Annotated in this window: 14 protein-coding genes; 8 read left to right on the forward strand and 6 right to left on the reverse strand. The window is 67.4% G+C overall.

All coding sequences use genetic code 11. The features are described from left to right. Positions 1-21 precede the first annotated feature (21 nt). Positions 22-1,017, forward strand: coding sequence for an SMP-30/gluconolactonase/LRE family protein (locus tag ACIBH2_RS02325; RefSeq protein WP_397112530.1), 996 nt, complete (start codon positions 22-24; stop codon positions 1,015-1,017). Positions 1,018-1,024: 7 nt separating this feature from the next. On the opposite strand, the gene ACIBH2_RS02330 is transcribed toward ACIBH2_RS02325, so the two are convergent. Then, complete coding sequence (locus ACIBH2_RS02330) at positions 1,025-1,891, reverse strand: TIGR03621 family F420-dependent LLM class oxidoreductase (protein WP_397112532.1); 867 nt, start codon at positions 1,889-1,891, stop codon at positions 1,025-1,027. Positions 1,892-2,050: 159 nt separating this feature from the next. On the opposite strand from ACIBH2_RS02330, the gene ACIBH2_RS02335 reads away from it, so the two are divergent. The 3 genes from ACIBH2_RS02335 to ACIBH2_RS02345 all read left to right on the forward strand — a co-directional run bounded on the left by ACIBH2_RS02335 (position 2,051) and on the right by ACIBH2_RS02345 (position 5,277). Further along, positions 2,051-3,268 (forward strand): transcriptional regulator, encoded by a 1,218-nt coding sequence (locus tag ACIBH2_RS02335; RefSeq protein ID WP_397112534.1) that lies wholly within the window; start codon positions 2,051-2,053, stop codon positions 3,266-3,268. An 84-nt stretch (positions 3,269-3,352) separates the two neighbouring features. Beyond that, entirely contained in the window at positions 3,353-4,870 is a 1,518-nt protein-coding gene (locus ACIBH2_RS02340; protein WP_397112536.1) for an aldehyde dehydrogenase family protein, read from the forward strand. Then, positions 4,870-5,277 carry a DUF779 domain-containing protein gene (locus ACIBH2_RS02345; protein WP_397112538.1) on the forward strand — a complete coding sequence of 136 codons (408 nt, stop codon included), beginning with the start codon at positions 4,870-4,872 and terminating at the stop codon, positions 5,275-5,277. Before ACIBH2_RS02340 ends, ACIBH2_RS02345 begins: the two co-directional genes overlap by 1 nt. A gap of 43 nt (positions 5,278-5,320) precedes the next feature. Here the strand turns inward: ACIBH2_RS02345 and ACIBH2_RS02350 are convergent, their stop codons facing one another. From ACIBH2_RS02350 to ACIBH2_RS02360, 3 genes are all read right to left on the reverse strand, one after another. Then, a complete protein-coding gene (locus ACIBH2_RS02350) occupies positions 5,321-6,127 on the reverse strand; it encodes a class I SAM-dependent methyltransferase (protein WP_397112540.1) in 807 nt (268 codons plus the stop codon). 81 nt (positions 6,128-6,208) lie between these two features. Further along, entirely contained in the window at positions 6,209-7,063 is an 855-nt protein-coding gene (locus ACIBH2_RS02355) for a helix-turn-helix domain-containing protein (RefSeq protein WP_397116784.1), read from the reverse strand. Continuing rightward, the gene (locus tag ACIBH2_RS02360) at positions 7,044-7,562 is read right to left on the reverse strand and encodes a DUF6879 family protein (RefSeq protein WP_397112542.1); all 519 of its coding nucleotides are present in this window, start codon (positions 7,560-7,562) and stop codon (positions 7,044-7,046) included. The genes ACIBH2_RS02355 and ACIBH2_RS02360 overlap by 20 nt, the downstream gene beginning before the upstream one ends. Positions 7,563-7,982: 420 nt before the next feature. Between ACIBH2_RS02360 and ACIBH2_RS02365 the strand changes: the two genes are divergently transcribed. Further along, a complete protein-coding gene (locus tag ACIBH2_RS02365; RefSeq protein ID WP_397112544.1) occupies positions 7,983-8,318 on the forward strand; it encodes a hypothetical protein in 336 nt (111 codons plus the stop codon). A gap of 41 nt (positions 8,319-8,359) precedes the next feature. Here ACIBH2_RS02365 and ACIBH2_RS02370 read toward each other — a convergent pair whose 3' ends face one another. Further along, complete coding sequence (locus ACIBH2_RS02370; RefSeq protein ID WP_397112546.1) at positions 8,360-9,913, reverse strand: succinic semialdehyde dehydrogenase; 1,554 nt, start codon at positions 9,911-9,913, stop codon at positions 8,360-8,362. Positions 9,914-10,113: 200 nt separating this feature from the next. Between ACIBH2_RS02370 and ACIBH2_RS02375 the strand changes: the two genes are divergently transcribed. Beyond that, positions 10,114-10,413 carry a hypothetical protein gene (locus ACIBH2_RS02375; RefSeq protein ID WP_397112548.1) on the forward strand — a complete coding sequence of 100 codons (300 nt, stop codon included), beginning with the start codon at positions 10,114-10,116 and terminating at the stop codon, positions 10,411-10,413. Further along, entirely contained in the window at positions 10,410-10,742 is a 333-nt protein-coding gene (locus ACIBH2_RS02380; RefSeq protein WP_397112550.1) for a CopG family transcriptional regulator, read from the forward strand. The genes ACIBH2_RS02375 and ACIBH2_RS02380 overlap by 4 nt, the downstream gene beginning before the upstream one ends. A gap of 60 nt (positions 10,743-10,802) precedes the next feature. On the opposite strand, the gene ACIBH2_RS02385 is transcribed toward ACIBH2_RS02380, so the two are convergent. Continuing rightward, the gene (locus ACIBH2_RS02385; protein WP_397112552.1) at positions 10,803-11,285 is read right to left on the reverse strand and encodes an LOG family protein; all 483 of its coding nucleotides are present in this window, start codon (positions 11,283-11,285) and stop codon (positions 10,803-10,805) included. A 115-nt stretch (positions 11,286-11,400) separates the two neighbouring features. Between ACIBH2_RS02385 and ACIBH2_RS02390 the strand changes: the two genes are divergently transcribed. Further along, positions 11,401-13,707, forward strand: coding sequence for a nitrate- and nitrite sensing domain-containing protein (locus tag ACIBH2_RS02390; protein ID WP_397112554.1), 2,307 nt, complete (start codon positions 11,401-11,403; stop codon positions 13,705-13,707). Positions 13,708-13,789 lie beyond the last annotated feature (82 nt).

Below are 13,789 nucleotides of genomic sequence, written 5' to 3' on the forward strand. Positions count from 1 at the left end.
GTTTCGGGGTTACGGTGAACCATGCCGAAGATGCAGCCCCGCCGCTGGACGCCGCCCAAAGCCACCCCCCGAGCGCGCGAAACCCACAGCGTCCCACCCCTGCCCGAGATCCGGCGCATCGAATTGCCCGGCACCGCACCCGAAGACGTCGTGGTGACCGCGGATGGCCGCGTCGTCACCGGTATCGACAACGGCGCCATTCTGGCCGTCGACCCGAATCTCGGCACCGTCGAACAGATCGCCCACACCGGCGGCCGCCCGCTCGGCCTGCACTCCGAACCCGATGGCGCCCTGTTGATCTGCGACGCGGAGCGTGGCCTGCTGCGCCTGGACAAGCCCGGCGGCGTCGTGGAAGTTCTGGCCGCCGAGGTGAATGGACGGCCGCTCACCTTCCCCAGCAATGTCGTAGCTGCCTCCGACGGCACGATCTATTTTTCCGAATCGACCAGCCGCTGGCCCCTGGCCGAGTGGATGGGCGACATTCTCGAGCACTCCGGCACCGGCCGTCTGTTCCGCCGCGATCCCGACGGCTCCATCGAAACCTTGGTCGACGGTTTGGATTTCGCGAACGGCGTGGTGCTGGCCGCCGATCACTCGTGCGTCGTGGTGGCCGAGACCGCCGCCTACCGCCTCACCCGGCACTGGCTGACCGGCCCGAAAGCGGGCACCCACGACCGTCTCGTCGAGAACCTCCCCGGCAGCCCCGACAATATGTACCTCGGCAGCGACGGCCTGATCTGGGTCGCCATGGTCACCCCGCGAAACCCGCTACTCGATGCGCTGCTCCCGCTCCCAGGCATCCTGCGCCGCCTCACCTGGGCAGCCCCCGAGGCCCTGCGACCCGCACCGGCCCGCACCGTCTGGGTGCAGGCGTTCGACTTCGACGGCAAGCTGGTCCACGACCTGCAACGCGAGAGCACCAACTACGCCATGGTCACGTCGGTTGCCGAACACCACGGCGCGCTCTACCTCGGCAGCCTCACCGAAACCGCCATCGCGGTCACCCACGTCCCGTGATCGAGTCTCACTCCCCCGACAGGAGTTCGATGATCGGGGCGAACTTCTCCAGGTTCGGTTCCAGCACAGTGATATACGAGAAGCCGTAGCGGGCGCGGCGTTCGCGGAGGGTGTCGGCGATCTCGGTCGGGGCGCCTACCAGGAGGGTGGGGATGTCTTCGAGTGGTGTGTCGACGGGGAGGGCGGGGGCCATGGCGAGGGCGAGGGTTTCGCGTTCGGCGGGGGCGGCGATTTGTTGGATGAGGAGGTTGAATTCGGCGTCTCGGCCGGACAGCAGGGTGCGGACGTAGTCGATTTTCTTCGCTACGGCCGCGGCGTCGGCGAGCATCGGGTTGCCGTTGCCGACGGTGCCGCCGACGAAGGCGATGATCTCGGCCTGTTCGGCCGCGAGGCGCAGGACGCGGTCACCCCATCCGGCGACCATGAGCGGCGGACCGGTCGGTTGGGTGGGGCGGGGCTGGTAGTCGGGGTCGGCGTAGAGCTTGCGCAGGGTGCCGATGGTCTCCTCGAGGTGGTCCACCCGCTGTCCGGCGCTGGGGAACGGCATTCCGGCGGCCTCGAATTCGGCCCCGACATAGCCGGTGCCCAGGCCCAATTCGAATCGCCCGTCGGTGAAGGCGTCCAGTCCGGCGACATCGCGCGCGAGCAGCACCGGGTTGTAGAAGGGCGTATTGAGGACGAAGGTCGTGAGACGAACCCGCTCGGTGACCTCGGCGGCCAACATGAGCGCCGGGAACGGTGCGGGCAGCCCCAGATGATCGGGCACCGCCACCACGTCGTAGCCCAACTCCTCGGCCCGCCGACACTTCGCGACCCACTCTGATCTGGAACCCGGCGCGGTCAAATTCACGCCGAAGCGGAACGGCTTGTGCATAGCCTCTTGTCTACCAGTCTGTTTCGCGGCCACCGCGGCGAGCGCACGGGAATCACATCTGACATCGTGTGCCGTAAGTCTTTCGATCCGTCCCGACACCGGGCCGTGAGGACCATGATGGGGTGCGTTGAACCGAACCGATGACGAGGGAGTTTGCGCATGACGCAGGTGCACACTCTCACGCAACAGCGCGAGGAACTGGCGAAGGTCTGGGCGCGCTGGGCCACCGCTCCGGCCCGGCCGATCGGCCGAGATGCCCTGTTGCGCAACGAGGTCGCGCAATCCTGGCAGCGCGTGCGCGGCGCGGTCGATCCGTCACGCGCCGTCGCCCCCGCGACCGACCGCGACGATCTGGGATCGCGCTGGTCGCGCTCACCGCTACGCGAACCCGTGCTGTCGATGGCCGATGAGCTACGCAGTATCGCCGAGGACGCCGGATTCATCACCGGTATCACCGACGAGGACGGCGTGCTGCTGTGGTCCTCGGGCTCACGGCGGGTGCGCATCAGCGCCGAACAGGTCAATTTCGCCCCGGGCGGCGTGTGGGACGAATACGGGATGGGCACCAATGCCGTCTCGCTGGCACTGCACACCGGCCGCCCGAGCACCGTGTTCTCCGCCGAACATCTGGTGGAGGCCCTGCATTCGTGGGTCTGCTACTGCGCGCCCATCCACGGACCGGACGGTCGACAGGTCGGTCTGCTGGACCTGTCCTCGTACTGGGACCGCGCCAATCCTCTGGCCATGTCCACGGTCCGTGCCCTCGTCAACGCCATCGAAACGCGCCTGCGCGCCGACGCCCCGCGCACCGGCCCCGCCATCCGCCTGGAATGCCTGGGCACGCCACGACTGCTGCGCGCGGGCAGTCCGATTCCGGTCCGGCCGCGACAGCTCGAGATCCTCACCCTGCTCGCCCTCGAGCCCGAGGGCTTCACCCCCGAGCGCCTGCGCGACGCGGTCTACGGCGACCGTCCGATGTCGTCGTCCACGTTGAAAGCCGATGTCTCCCATCTGCGTCGAGCCACCGACGGCGGTATCGCCGACCGCCGCTACATGCTCACCCGCCCCATCGTCTGCGATGCCGTCGACCTGCTCGCCGCCATCGAGGCGGGTGATCTCGGCGCCGCCCTGCGCCTCTACCGAGGCCCGCTGCTGCCGGGTTCGGAAACCCCCGGCATCGTGCAGTGGCGCGAATACATCGACGTGGTGCTGCGCACGGCCGTGCTCTCGGGCGGGCACCCCGACCACGCCTTCCGCTACGGCCGCCACCGCCCCGACGATATCGAGGTCCACGAGCACGCACTGCGGGTGCTGCCGCCCGGTGATGCCCGCCGCGCCCTGGTCACCGCCCGACTACATGCCGCGCTGAGCGGTTAGCACTCACGCCAACCCTGCGCCAACCTCACCGGTCCATGCTGAGCCCCGAACAATCCGGAGAAACACGCGAGGAGGCCGCGCGTCATGATCTACGCCAAACCCGGCACCGACGGCAGCATCGTCAATTTCGCCCGCCGCTACGACAACTTCATCGGCGGCGAGTGGAAGGCCCCCATCGAGGGCCGCTATTTCGAGAACCCGTCCCCCGTGGACGGTGAAACCTTCTGTGAGGTGGCGCGTTCCACCGCCGCCGATATCGACCTGGCTCTCGAGTCCGCGCATCGTGCCGCCGATGCCTGGGCGGCCACGTCGGTCACCGAACGCGCCAATATCCTCAACAAGATCGCCGACCGGATCGAGGCCAACCTCGAAATGCTCGCGGTCGCCGAGACCTGGGAGAACGGCAAACCGGTCCGCGAGACCCTGGCCGCCGACATCCCCTTGGCCGTGGACCACTTCCGCTATTTCGCGGGAGCCGTTCGCGCCCAGGAGGGTTCGATCTCCGAGATCGACGCCGACACCATCGCCTACCACTTCCAGGAGCCGCTGGGCGTGGTCGGGCAGATCATTCCGTGGAACTTCCCGATCCTCATGGCGGCCTGGAAGCTCGCCCCCGCGCTGGCGGCGGGCAACTGCGTGGTCATCAAACCCGCCGAACAGACTCCGGCCTCGCTGCTGCTGGTCATCGAATTGATCGCCGATCTGCTCCCGCCGGGAGTCGTCAACGTGGTCAACGGCTTCGGCGTCGAGGCGGGTAAGCCGCTGGCCTCCAGCCCGCGCGTGGCGAAGGTGGCGTTCACCGGTGAGACCACCACCGGCCGCCTGATCATGCAGTACGCCAGCGAGAACATCATTCCGGTCACCCTCGAACTGGGCGGCAAGAGCCCGAACATCTTCCTGCCCGACGTCACCGCCGCCGATGACGACTTCCTGGACAAGGCGATCGAGGGCTTCGTCATGTTCGCGCTCAACCAGGGCGAGGTGTGCACCTGCCCGTCGCGCGCGCTCGTGCACTCCTCGATCTACGACGAGTTCATGGCCCGCTGCGTCGAGCGCACCAAGGCCATCAAGGGCGGAAATCCCTTGGACGACACCGTCATGATCGGCGCGCAGGCCAGTAACGACCAGTACGAGAAGATCCTGTCCTATATCGACATCGGCCGTCAGGAGGGCGCGAAGGTGCTGACCGGCGGCGAGATGCGCAAGGTGGAGGGTCTGCCCAACGGCTACTACATCGAGCCGACCATCTTCGAGGGCCGCAATGACATGCGCGTATTCCAGGAGGAGATCTTCGGGCCGGTTGTCGCTGTGACACAGTTCAATTCGGAGTCAGAGGCCATCACCATCGCCAACGACACGCTCTACGGCCTGGGTGCGGGCGTGTGGACGCGCGACGGCAACACCGCCTACCGCATGGGCCGGGCCATCAAGGCGGGCCGAGTGTGGACCAACTGCTATCACGCCTATCCCGCGCACGCCGCGTTCGGCGGCTACAAGAAGTCCGGCATCGGCCGTGAGAACCACAAGATGATGTTGGACCACTACCAACAGACCAAGAATCTGTTGGTCAGCTACTCCCCCAAGAAGCTCGGATTCTTCTGATGAGAGCGGGTTCGGTGTCCCGGGTCGGCATCACCGAGGCGGCGGCCGAGGTGCTGCAAGACCTGGTCGCGCGCAACGGCCCGGTCATGTTCCATCAGTCGGGCGGCTGCTGCGATGGCAGCTCCCCGATGTGCTACCCGCTGGGCGAGTTTCGGGTGGGCGCGGCCGATGTCCTGCTCGGCCGCGTCTTCCCGGACACCCCGTTCTGGATGAGCGCCGACCAATTCGACTATTGGCGGCACACCCATCTCACCGTGGACGTGGTGCCGGGTCGGGGCAGCGGCTTCTCCCTGGAAGCCCCCGAGGGGGTCCGATTCATCATCCGGTCGCGATTGTTCACCGACGCCGAGACGACGGTTCTGGAGGCGGCCCCGGCACCGCGCCGTGGCGCGGATCTGACCGGATGAGGGGGTAGCGCGGCCGGTTTCTCCGGGCTGGCCGCGCTACCGTTCACTTGGTTCCGGAGCCGAGCCAGGCGGTCGTCGAGAGCGCCTGGCCCGGAGTGTAATTCGCGCGCAGATGGTCCAGGGTGAGCTGTTCGCGCCGCGTCCAGTCCTCCGCGCCGAGGTTGCGGCGCGAGAGCTGTAGCGGTGCGCTGCCGCGCGCGAAGCGGTCCCACAGCGCGTCGGCGCTGTCGAAGGCCAGCGAGATCGTATGCGGCTCGACGCTCGCCTCGCGGAATCCGGCGGCGCGCAGTTCGCGGTCGAAGGTGTCGGAGTTCTCCAGGCTTGCCGGATTGGTTTGCGGCCGAGGCATTTCCGGGTTTCCAGCGCGCAGCGCGTCGAAGATCAACGTCATGAGCGAGGACTCCGACACCGGGGCCCAACTCGACACCACGGCGACGCCACCGGGCTTCAGCACCCGGTGCAGTTCGGCGAAGCCCTTGCCGCGATCGGGGAAGAACATGAGTCCGAACATCGAGAAGGCGGCGTCGAATTCGTTGTCCGCGAACGGCAATGCCTGGCCATCGCCGACCTGGGCCGCCACATTCGTCAGCCCGGCCGCGCGCACGTGCCGGAGCAGCCGCTCGATCATGGGCGGTGAGAAGTCCACGGCATCCACCTTGGCCACCCGGGTGGCGGCCGGGAGTGTCAGTGTTCCCGGTCCCGCGGCCACATCCAGGATGCGGGCGTCGGGTTTGGGATCGGCCACGTCCAGGGCGATCTGCGCGAACGGCAGCATGATGTCGGCCGACACCTCGTCGTAGCCGTCGGCGACGTAGTCCCAAGGATCCGGTGCGGCAAGCGGATTGGTCATGGGCATCCTTTCGACCGTTTCAGCCTACGGCGGTCGACGTTGCGCTGATAGCGGACGTAGGAGGCATAACCGGGCGATGAGTCACTTGTCGAGTTCGGCGAGGACCGCGAGGATCAGCGCGCGGGCCTCGCGGCCGTAGACCGCCGACTGCTTCAACACCTCGAACATGCGGATGTAGAGGTCGAGTTCGGCGGGCTGGGTGACTTGGATACTCGCCGTGGGCGTTTCCAGTGCGACGAGTTGATCGTCGAAGATCCAGAATCCAGCGGAGGCGACCGCCACCCGTTCGGTCATCAAGGGGATGATGCCGAGGGAGATATTCGGCAGCGACATCAGTTCGAGCAGTCGCCCGAGCTGTCCGGCCTGGGTTTCCGCGGTGCCGAACCAGGTTCGCAACGCCTGTTCCTCGAGGACCACGACGAAGCGCTTGCCGCCGCGTTGGACGACGCGCTGGCGATCCATCCGGACGGCCACGGCCTCGTCGAGATCATTGGGGGTGTCGAGGAATCGGACCCAGAACGACAGCATGGCCGCCGAATACTCAGCGGTCTGGAACAGCCCGGGGATGACATTGTGCTCGTAGATGCGGAATACCTTGGTGTGCTGATAGCGCTGGGGCGTGTGCGCGCCGAGGACCCGCTTCATTCCGGCGCGGCTCTGGCGGCGAAACTCCAGATAGGCCGAATCGACCGCGCGCAATGTCGCGATGAGATCGTCGATCTGGTCGTCGGCGCGGCACACTCGACACCACTCGCGGATATCGCGTTCGGTCGGGGCCTGCGCGCCGTTCTCGACCTTGCTGACCCGCGTGTAGTGCTGACCGGTCGCCGCGGCGAGATCTCGTGCGGTGAGGCCGATCTCCTTGCGCAGTTCGCGCAGCCGCTCCCCCAGCGCGCGCCGCGCCTGCTGTGCGGCGCTAGACGGGTCGATAGTCACGATGGTCAATCGCCAGCTGCCACACCGCCTCGAACGCGGTGCGGCACAGCTGGATATCGTCCGAATCGGTCGTGGTCACCCGGTCCACGGCCAGCCCGTTCCCGGCATAGTGCAGGAAGATCACGAGCTGGTCGTCGAGCAGATAGAAGTCGTTGCCCGGCAGCGGAATCGAGGACACCAGGCGGCGCGGTACCCACCTGATCTCCTCGCCCGCCTCGACCATCGGCTCCGCGATGCTGTACGACCACCGCTGATAGTCGCTCAAGGGCTCGGAGACGATCCGCGCCCGTCGTACCGACCGCCCTGCGGTGACATGGGCGCGCACCATGGCACACCAGCCGTCCAGCCAGCGCAGGTCGTCGTGTTCGCCCGCGACCCATGCGGCCAGATGCGGCAATTCCACCGCCGTCCCATAGGCGTCGCGAGTCTCCAGATGCACCGCCGACCGCTCGAATCCGCTCAGTAATCGCTCGAATTCGTCATCGGTTATCGAGACCACGATCTGCCTGCCTGAAAAACGGAACCAACCTGTCCGGTATCTCCACACAGGTCTCGCCCGGGGGTATGTCCATATGGGCGAGCGCTTCGGGATCGGTGACCACCCACCCCTGCACCACCCAGGATTGCCGGTCCGTGCGATACACGGTAGGTGAACCGGCCGGATTCGAATTGGGATCTTTACCGACGAACGTGAGGCGCATGGCTGTCCACCTGCCTGGGTTGCGGAAAGTTGCGGGGCAGCTCCATCGTCCGCCCCGCATCGACGCTGGTCAAGGGCTCACGGTCCGTTGCCGAGACTACGTAAACGCTTCCGCTTCAGCCCCATCCGAACCTGTCGCAACTTTTCGCAACAGTCTTCCGGTTCGGACACGCCGACTTCTAGCGTTGCCCTACAGCATTCGACGGCAAGGAAAGGGCCATGCGATACCGACCAACAGCCCTCGGCTACCTCCGCAGCGACGTATCCGGAATCAGCCAGGCCTGGGACGAGAACCAAATCCGCAGCACCGCAAAACGTTTGGGCTACGACCTCGCCAAGATCGTAGTGGCCCGCGGTGACCAGGCCCCCTTGGCCGGACTGAAACGATTGCTGGCACAGGTCGACGCCGAGGCGGTAGTGGTCCCGGGACGGCAGCATTTCGAGGGCGAACAGGTACCCGAGGACCTGGTGCGCGCGGCGGATGTGATCACGGTGAACCCGGCGCACACCCACGCACGCTGGGTGGTGCCACCACTGTCCGCCGACGGGATGTGAAAAGCGAAGACCCCCGGGTGATCCGGGGGTCTTCGTGGAGGTCAGCGGCCGGGGAGGAAGCGGATGGCTCGGGCTACGCCCATGAGGAAGGGCTGCCACTTGTCTTGGGGGACGAAGGGGGGTGGGTCGAGGTTGAGGAAGCGGGTTACTACGACGGTTTGGGGTTCGGTGAATTTGAGGAGGCCGTCGGGGCCGTGGCGGCGGCCTACGCCGGAGATGCCCATGCCGCCCATGGGGGCGCCGGTGGTGCCCCAGGCGGGGGCGTATCCCTCGTCTACGCAGACGGTTCCGGCGCGTAGGCGGGCGGCGATGGCCTCGCCCGCCGCTTTGGTGTCGGCCCAGACGCTGGCGTTGAGGCCGTATTCGGTGTCGTTGGCCAGGGCGATGGCCTCGTCGAGGGAGTCGTAGGGGTAGATGGAGACCAGGGGGCCGAAGGTTTCGTTGCGGCCGCACTCCATGGCGTCGGTGACATCGGTGAGCACGGTGGGCTCGAAGAACAGCGGGCCGAGGTCGGGGCGGGCATTGCCGCCGACCAGGACCTTCGCGCCCTTGGAGGTGGCGTCGGCGACGTGCTTCTGCACCGTCTCCAGCTGCGCGGCGGAGATGAGCGAGCCGATATCGGTCGAATAGTCGTAGGCCGCACCGAGTTTCGCGTTCTTCACCGCGGCGACCAGCTTCTCGGTGAACTCCGGCGCGATGGCGCGGTCCACGTAGAGCCGCTCGATGGAGATACAGAGCTGCCCGGCATTGGAGAAGCACGCGCGCACAGCGGCTTTGGCGGCCTTGTCGAGATGCGCGCCGCGCGTGACGATCATGGGGTTCTTGCCGCCGAGTTCGGCGGAGAATCCGATCAGGCGGCGGCCGCACTGCTCGGCCAGCGCGCGACCGGTCTCCGAGGAACCGGTGAACATGAGGTAGTCGCAGCTGTCGACAATGGCGGTCCCGACGACCGTGCCGGGACCGGTCACCACCGCGAACAGATCGCGCGGCAGCCCGGCGCGGTACATGAGCTCGGCATTGGCCAGCGACGAGTACGGCGTCTGCGAATCGGGTTTCACCACCACCGCATTGCCCGCGAGCAGCGCCGGAATCGAGTCACCCACCGACAGCAGCATCGGATAGTTCCACGGCGCGATCACACCGACCACGCCCTTGGGCTGAGTCCGCACCTGCGCGCGATTCAGGATCGGGAACGCGCCCGGCGCACTGTGCGGGGCGAGCAGCTGCGGGGCCACCCGGGAGAAATACCGGGCCGCGAAGATCAGCCCCATGATCTCTTCCTGCGCCGCCCACCGCGCCTTACCGGTCTCGGCCTGCACCACATCCATGAGGTATTCGCGGTTCTCGACAATCAGCTCCCGATACCGCTCGAACACCTCCGCCCGCTGCTTGGGCGTGCGCGCGGCCCAGTCGACCTGCGCCACACGGGCTTTGGTGAACGCCGCGGCGACATCGTCGGCCGTCCCCACCGGAACCGAGCCCAGCGGACTGCCCGTGAACACCTCGGTGATGGCCCGGGTCGTGTGTTCCCCGGTGGTATCCACCGCCGCGAACGTCCGCAAACGATCGAATACCGCCGCTTCCGGCACGGGCATATCCGCCTCCTACTTACGAGTAACTCGTGGTTACCCTCAATCTACCCCGGCCCCTGACCGGCCTGTGCGTACTCCGACATAGCGGACGATAACCGTCGAATTTCCGGTCGAAACTCGCACACGCCGGGACCGCGGGTACATGAATGCCGAGGACTCGCCCCCGACCAGCGGTACCTCACGCGTGGTACCGTGGTGGGTAGATGGGCTACCACTGGCTTCCGCTCGCACTGTCGATCGTCGCGGAACTGAAAATCGCGCCGGACGACATCGCGGGCATTGTGTACGGCACGCACAAAAGAGTCGTTCCGGCCGCCGGAGGCGGCGTGGCGTCGTTGACATTCTGGGGACGAACCCCGGACGGCCGACGCGTCATCGTCTGGTTGCGGCGGCTACCCGGTGACTGCGAGGACAGCGCGGTCAGCGACTACGAGATCGTCGCCGTCACCGATATGACGCCGGAGCAGTCGATGGCCTTCGCCGAATGGGAGGACACGATATGACGCACGAGCTACCGCGCACCGCCGCGGAATTCGCGAAGTGGGCCGACGCTGTCGAGTTCCATCCCAATGCGCCGCTGCCGCAGGACCTGCCACCGAATCGACCCGAAGACCGCCCCGCCGATGGCATCCCCGTGAAGCGATCGGTGAAGTGGTCGGTCGAGACCGATGAACGGTTGAAGGCCACCGCCAAGGCGAAGGGCATCACCCAGTCGGAATTGATCCGCCAGTACATCGAAATGGGGTTGGCGGCCGAGAATTCGGGCATGGTCGTGGACTTGGCGGACGCGCTTCGGCTGCTGACGACCGTCGCCCACCGGTCTGTCGCGTAGTCGTCGCCGACCACGGCCCGACGGTGCCCGACGCGCTACCCGCGTTGCGGACGACCCACATCACGACTGCCGCTGTGCGGCCAGCGCAGCCCGCACGGCGTCGGCAGGGCTGACCGCGAGTTGACCGATATCGACAGCGTCGCCGTCGGCGTCGAGCAACTGCCAGCCGCCCAGGCTGACCACGGGTACGCCACGGTGGTTGGCGAGTGCGAGTTCGGAGAGCGTGCCGAACGAGCCGCCGACCACGATCACCGCATCGGCCGACCACACGAGAATCGCGTTTCGGGCCTCGCCCATATTCGTGTACAGGACAGCCGATAGGCCGGGGCAAGTGTGGGTCGGGTCGGTATCGGGGCGAACGCCGATCACCAAACCGCCAGCGCTGGAAGCGCCTTCGGCGACCGCGGCCATTACTCCGCTGCCGCCGCCGCACAGGACCGTCGCGCCCGCGTCAGCCAGTAGCCGACCGATCTCGCGGGCGTGGGCGGCCTCGGTCTCGGTGCAGTGGCGCGGTCCGCAGACCGCGATCTGGGTCGGGGGCATCGCTGATCTCCCTTGTTGGCCCGGCTTACGGGAAGTTCGGTGGTCGAGTCAAATACCGTCCTGCTCAAAGGGACTCGTGGCGGCAGAAGGTCGTTCGCCTGCCTACCGTTTCCGAATGCTCAGACCGCGGCTCGGCGTTCGGACCCGGATTCTCGCGATCGCGCTCGTGCCGAGTATCGCGCTGCTCGTCATCGGCGTGGGCGCCGCCGGAGTCCTCGTCACGCGGTCCAATGATGCCCGAACCTGGGCCGACGAGATGCGCGCCGGGGTCGCCCCGACCCGAGAGCTGATCGAGGCCATCCAGCTCGAACGCCAGATCACGCTGTGGCACTACGCCGGTGAGGACCCGGAGAGCGGACAGCTGACCGCCGCGCGCATCCGCCTCGACGACGCGCTGCGCGCCATCGCGCCCACCCAGGACACCCTGGACGGTCTGGGTTCGGAGTCCATGAGCGAGAGCACCGCCGCCATGCGCGAACTCGGGCGGCAATTGCTCGGTGTCCGTGCCCAAGTCGACGCGGGCGCGCTCCTGGTCGGCGACGCGTACGCCTTCTACAGTCGAGTGCCCGATATCGTCGTCGCCGCGATCGGCATCGCGCAGCAGACCGCACCCAATGCGGCGACCTCCGCCGAACTGGGCGAAGCCGCGCAAATTCTGCTGAGTGTCGAGGCGATGAGCCGCGCGAACGCCCTCGGCGCCGCGCTGGCCAATGGCGGCGGCCTCACCGCCGATCTGGCGGCGGAGTATCTGCGGCTGGTCGGCTACTACCGCACGCGCATCGAATTGGTCGGCCACGAGGCCGACGCGGATCAGGCCGCCGCGGCGAAGACGCTCGTCTCCGGATCGGCCTGGCAGCGCCTCGGAGCCATGGAGACCGTGCTGTCCCAGCGCGCCATGCCGCGCCCCGACTCCGCCACGCAGCGATCGCAGCAGACCACCGCTACCCCACTGCCCCTGACCATTCCGGAATGGCAGACCGCCGCCACCGAGGTCAACCGCGACCTCACCGAGCTGTGGCAGGCCCAGAGCCAACGCTCGCAGTCCTTGGCCGCCGAGGCCGCCGCCGAGACGGCGCGCAAGTCCCAACTCGCCGCCCTCGCCATGCTGCTCGTCGCCCTCGGCGCGATGGGCGTCGCGTTCCTGCTGGCCAATCGGATCATCCGCCGACTGAAACGCTTGCGCGACCGCACCTTCGCGCTCGCCGACGAGGAATTGCCCGAGACCATGCGCAAACTCTCCGCCGGTGAGTACGTCGCCGTCGAGGAGGAGAACCCGCGCCTGGATTTCGGCAATGACGAAATCGGCCAAGTAGCGGACGCTTTCAGCCACGCCCACGCCGCCGCCGTGTCGGCCGCCGTCACCGAGGCCCGCACCCGCGAGGGCGTGAAATCGGTGTTCCTCAATATCGCCCACCGCAGCCAGGTGGTGGTGCACCGCCAACTGGAGATCCTCGACGAAGCCGAAGCCCGCCAAGAGGATCCGACACTGCTCGACACCTTCTTCCGCCTCGACCATCTGGCCACCCGCGAACGCCGCAATGCCGAGAACCTCATCATCCTCGCGGGCGGCCAACCCGGACGACAGTGGCGACACCCCATCCCGCTGCTGGACCTGGTGCGCAGCGCCATCGGAGAAACCCTGGACTACACCAGGATTCGCACCACCCGCATGCCGCGCGCCTTCATCGTCGGCGTGGTCGTCGCCGACCTGATCCACCTGCTCGCCGAACTGCTCGACAATGCCACCGCCTTCTCCCCGCCCCAATCGCGCGTGGAGATCTCGGCCGCCACCGTCGGCAAGGGCGTGGCGCTGGAGATCACCGATCAGGGCATGGGCATCGTGGAGCCGGAACTCCAGCGCATCAACGACCTCCTGGACACCCCACCGGATTTCGGCGTCACCGCCCTGTCCGAGGACTCCCGGCTGGGCCTGTTCGTCATCTCCCGTATCGCCCACCGGCACGGCATCAGCGTGCGCCTCACCGAGTCCGACTACGGCGGCATTCGCGCCATCGTCGTCGTCCCCGCCGGTCTCATCGCCGCCGAGCTGGGCGCGCCCGAGCTTCCCGCCGGGCCCGCGGCTCCGGCGGAGCGGCCGGAACCGTATCGCCCATCACCGGAACCGGATTCGACCCCCACCACGACCCTGCCGCGTCCGATAGTCGCACCCACCCTCACCACCCCCGCCCCACCGCCCGCTCCCGACCGCCCGCACCTGCCGCGCCGCCGCCGACAGGCCAGTCTCGCACCGGAATTGGCGCAGGAGCCGCCCGCCGAGGACACTGGACAGCAGCCCGCAAATCCACAGCGCACCGCCGAACAGGCCCGAGACATGTTCTCCGCCATCGAGAACGGCACCAGACAAGGCCGCCGCGCAACTCCGCAGCCTTACCCCGCGGCCGAGGACACCCCTCGACGCTGATTCAGCACCACACATCACTCGCGATGTCTAATCCGTTCCCGCTCAACGGGACCCGCGCGGCGGGTGTGATGTACGTCCCGCT

Source organism: Nocardia sp. NPDC050406 (assembly GCF_044459025.1).
Taxonomy (GTDB): domain Bacteria; phylum Actinomycetota; class Actinomycetes; order Mycobacteriales; family Mycobacteriaceae; genus Nocardia.

What these genes read in the sequence shown, in the direction of transcription:
- ACIBH2_RS02330 (WP_397112532.1), bottom strand. Translation starts at nt 1,891, where the DNA reads ATGCACAAGCCGTTCCGCTTCGGCGTGAATTTGACCGCGCCGGGTTCC.
- ACIBH2_RS02345 (WP_397112538.1), top strand. Translation starts at nt 4,870, where the DNA reads ATGAGAGCGGGTTCGGTGTCCCGGGTCGGCATCACCGAGGCGGCGGCC.
- ACIBH2_RS02375 (WP_397112548.1), top strand. Translation starts at nt 10,114, where the DNA reads ATGGGCTACCACTGGCTTCCGCTCGCACTGTCGATCGTCGCGGAACTG.
- ACIBH2_RS02390 (WP_397112554.1), top strand. Translation starts at nt 11,401, where the DNA reads ATGCTCAGACCGCGGCTCGGCGTTCGGACCCGGATTCTCGCGATCGCG.
- ACIBH2_RS02385 (WP_397112552.1), bottom strand. Translation starts at nt 11,285, where the DNA reads ATGCCCCCGACCCAGATCGCGGTCTGCGGACCGCGCCACTGCACCGAG.
- ACIBH2_RS02340 (WP_397112536.1), top strand. Translation starts at nt 3,353, where the DNA reads ATGATCTACGCCAAACCCGGCACCGACGGCAGCATCGTCAATTTCGCC.
- ACIBH2_RS02370 (WP_397112546.1), bottom strand. Translation starts at nt 9,913, where the DNA reads ATGCCCGTGCCGGAAGCGGCGGTATTCGATCGTTTGCGGACGTTCGCG.
- ACIBH2_RS02380 (WP_397112550.1), top strand. Translation starts at nt 10,410, where the DNA reads ATGACGCACGAGCTACCGCGCACCGCCGCGGAATTCGCGAAGTGGGCC.
- ACIBH2_RS02335 (WP_397112534.1), top strand. Translation starts at nt 2,051, where the DNA reads ATGACGCAGGTGCACACTCTCACGCAACAGCGCGAGGAACTGGCGAAG.
- ACIBH2_RS02365 (WP_397112544.1), top strand. Translation starts at nt 7,983, where the DNA reads ATGCGATACCGACCAACAGCCCTCGGCTACCTCCGCAGCGACGTATCC.
- ACIBH2_RS02350 (WP_397112540.1), bottom strand. Translation starts at nt 6,127, where the DNA reads ATGACCAATCCGCTTGCCGCACCGGATCCTTGGGACTACGTCGCCGAC.
- ACIBH2_RS02325 (WP_397112530.1), top strand. Translation starts at nt 22, where the DNA reads ATGCCGAAGATGCAGCCCCGCCGCTGGACGCCGCCCAAAGCCACCCCC.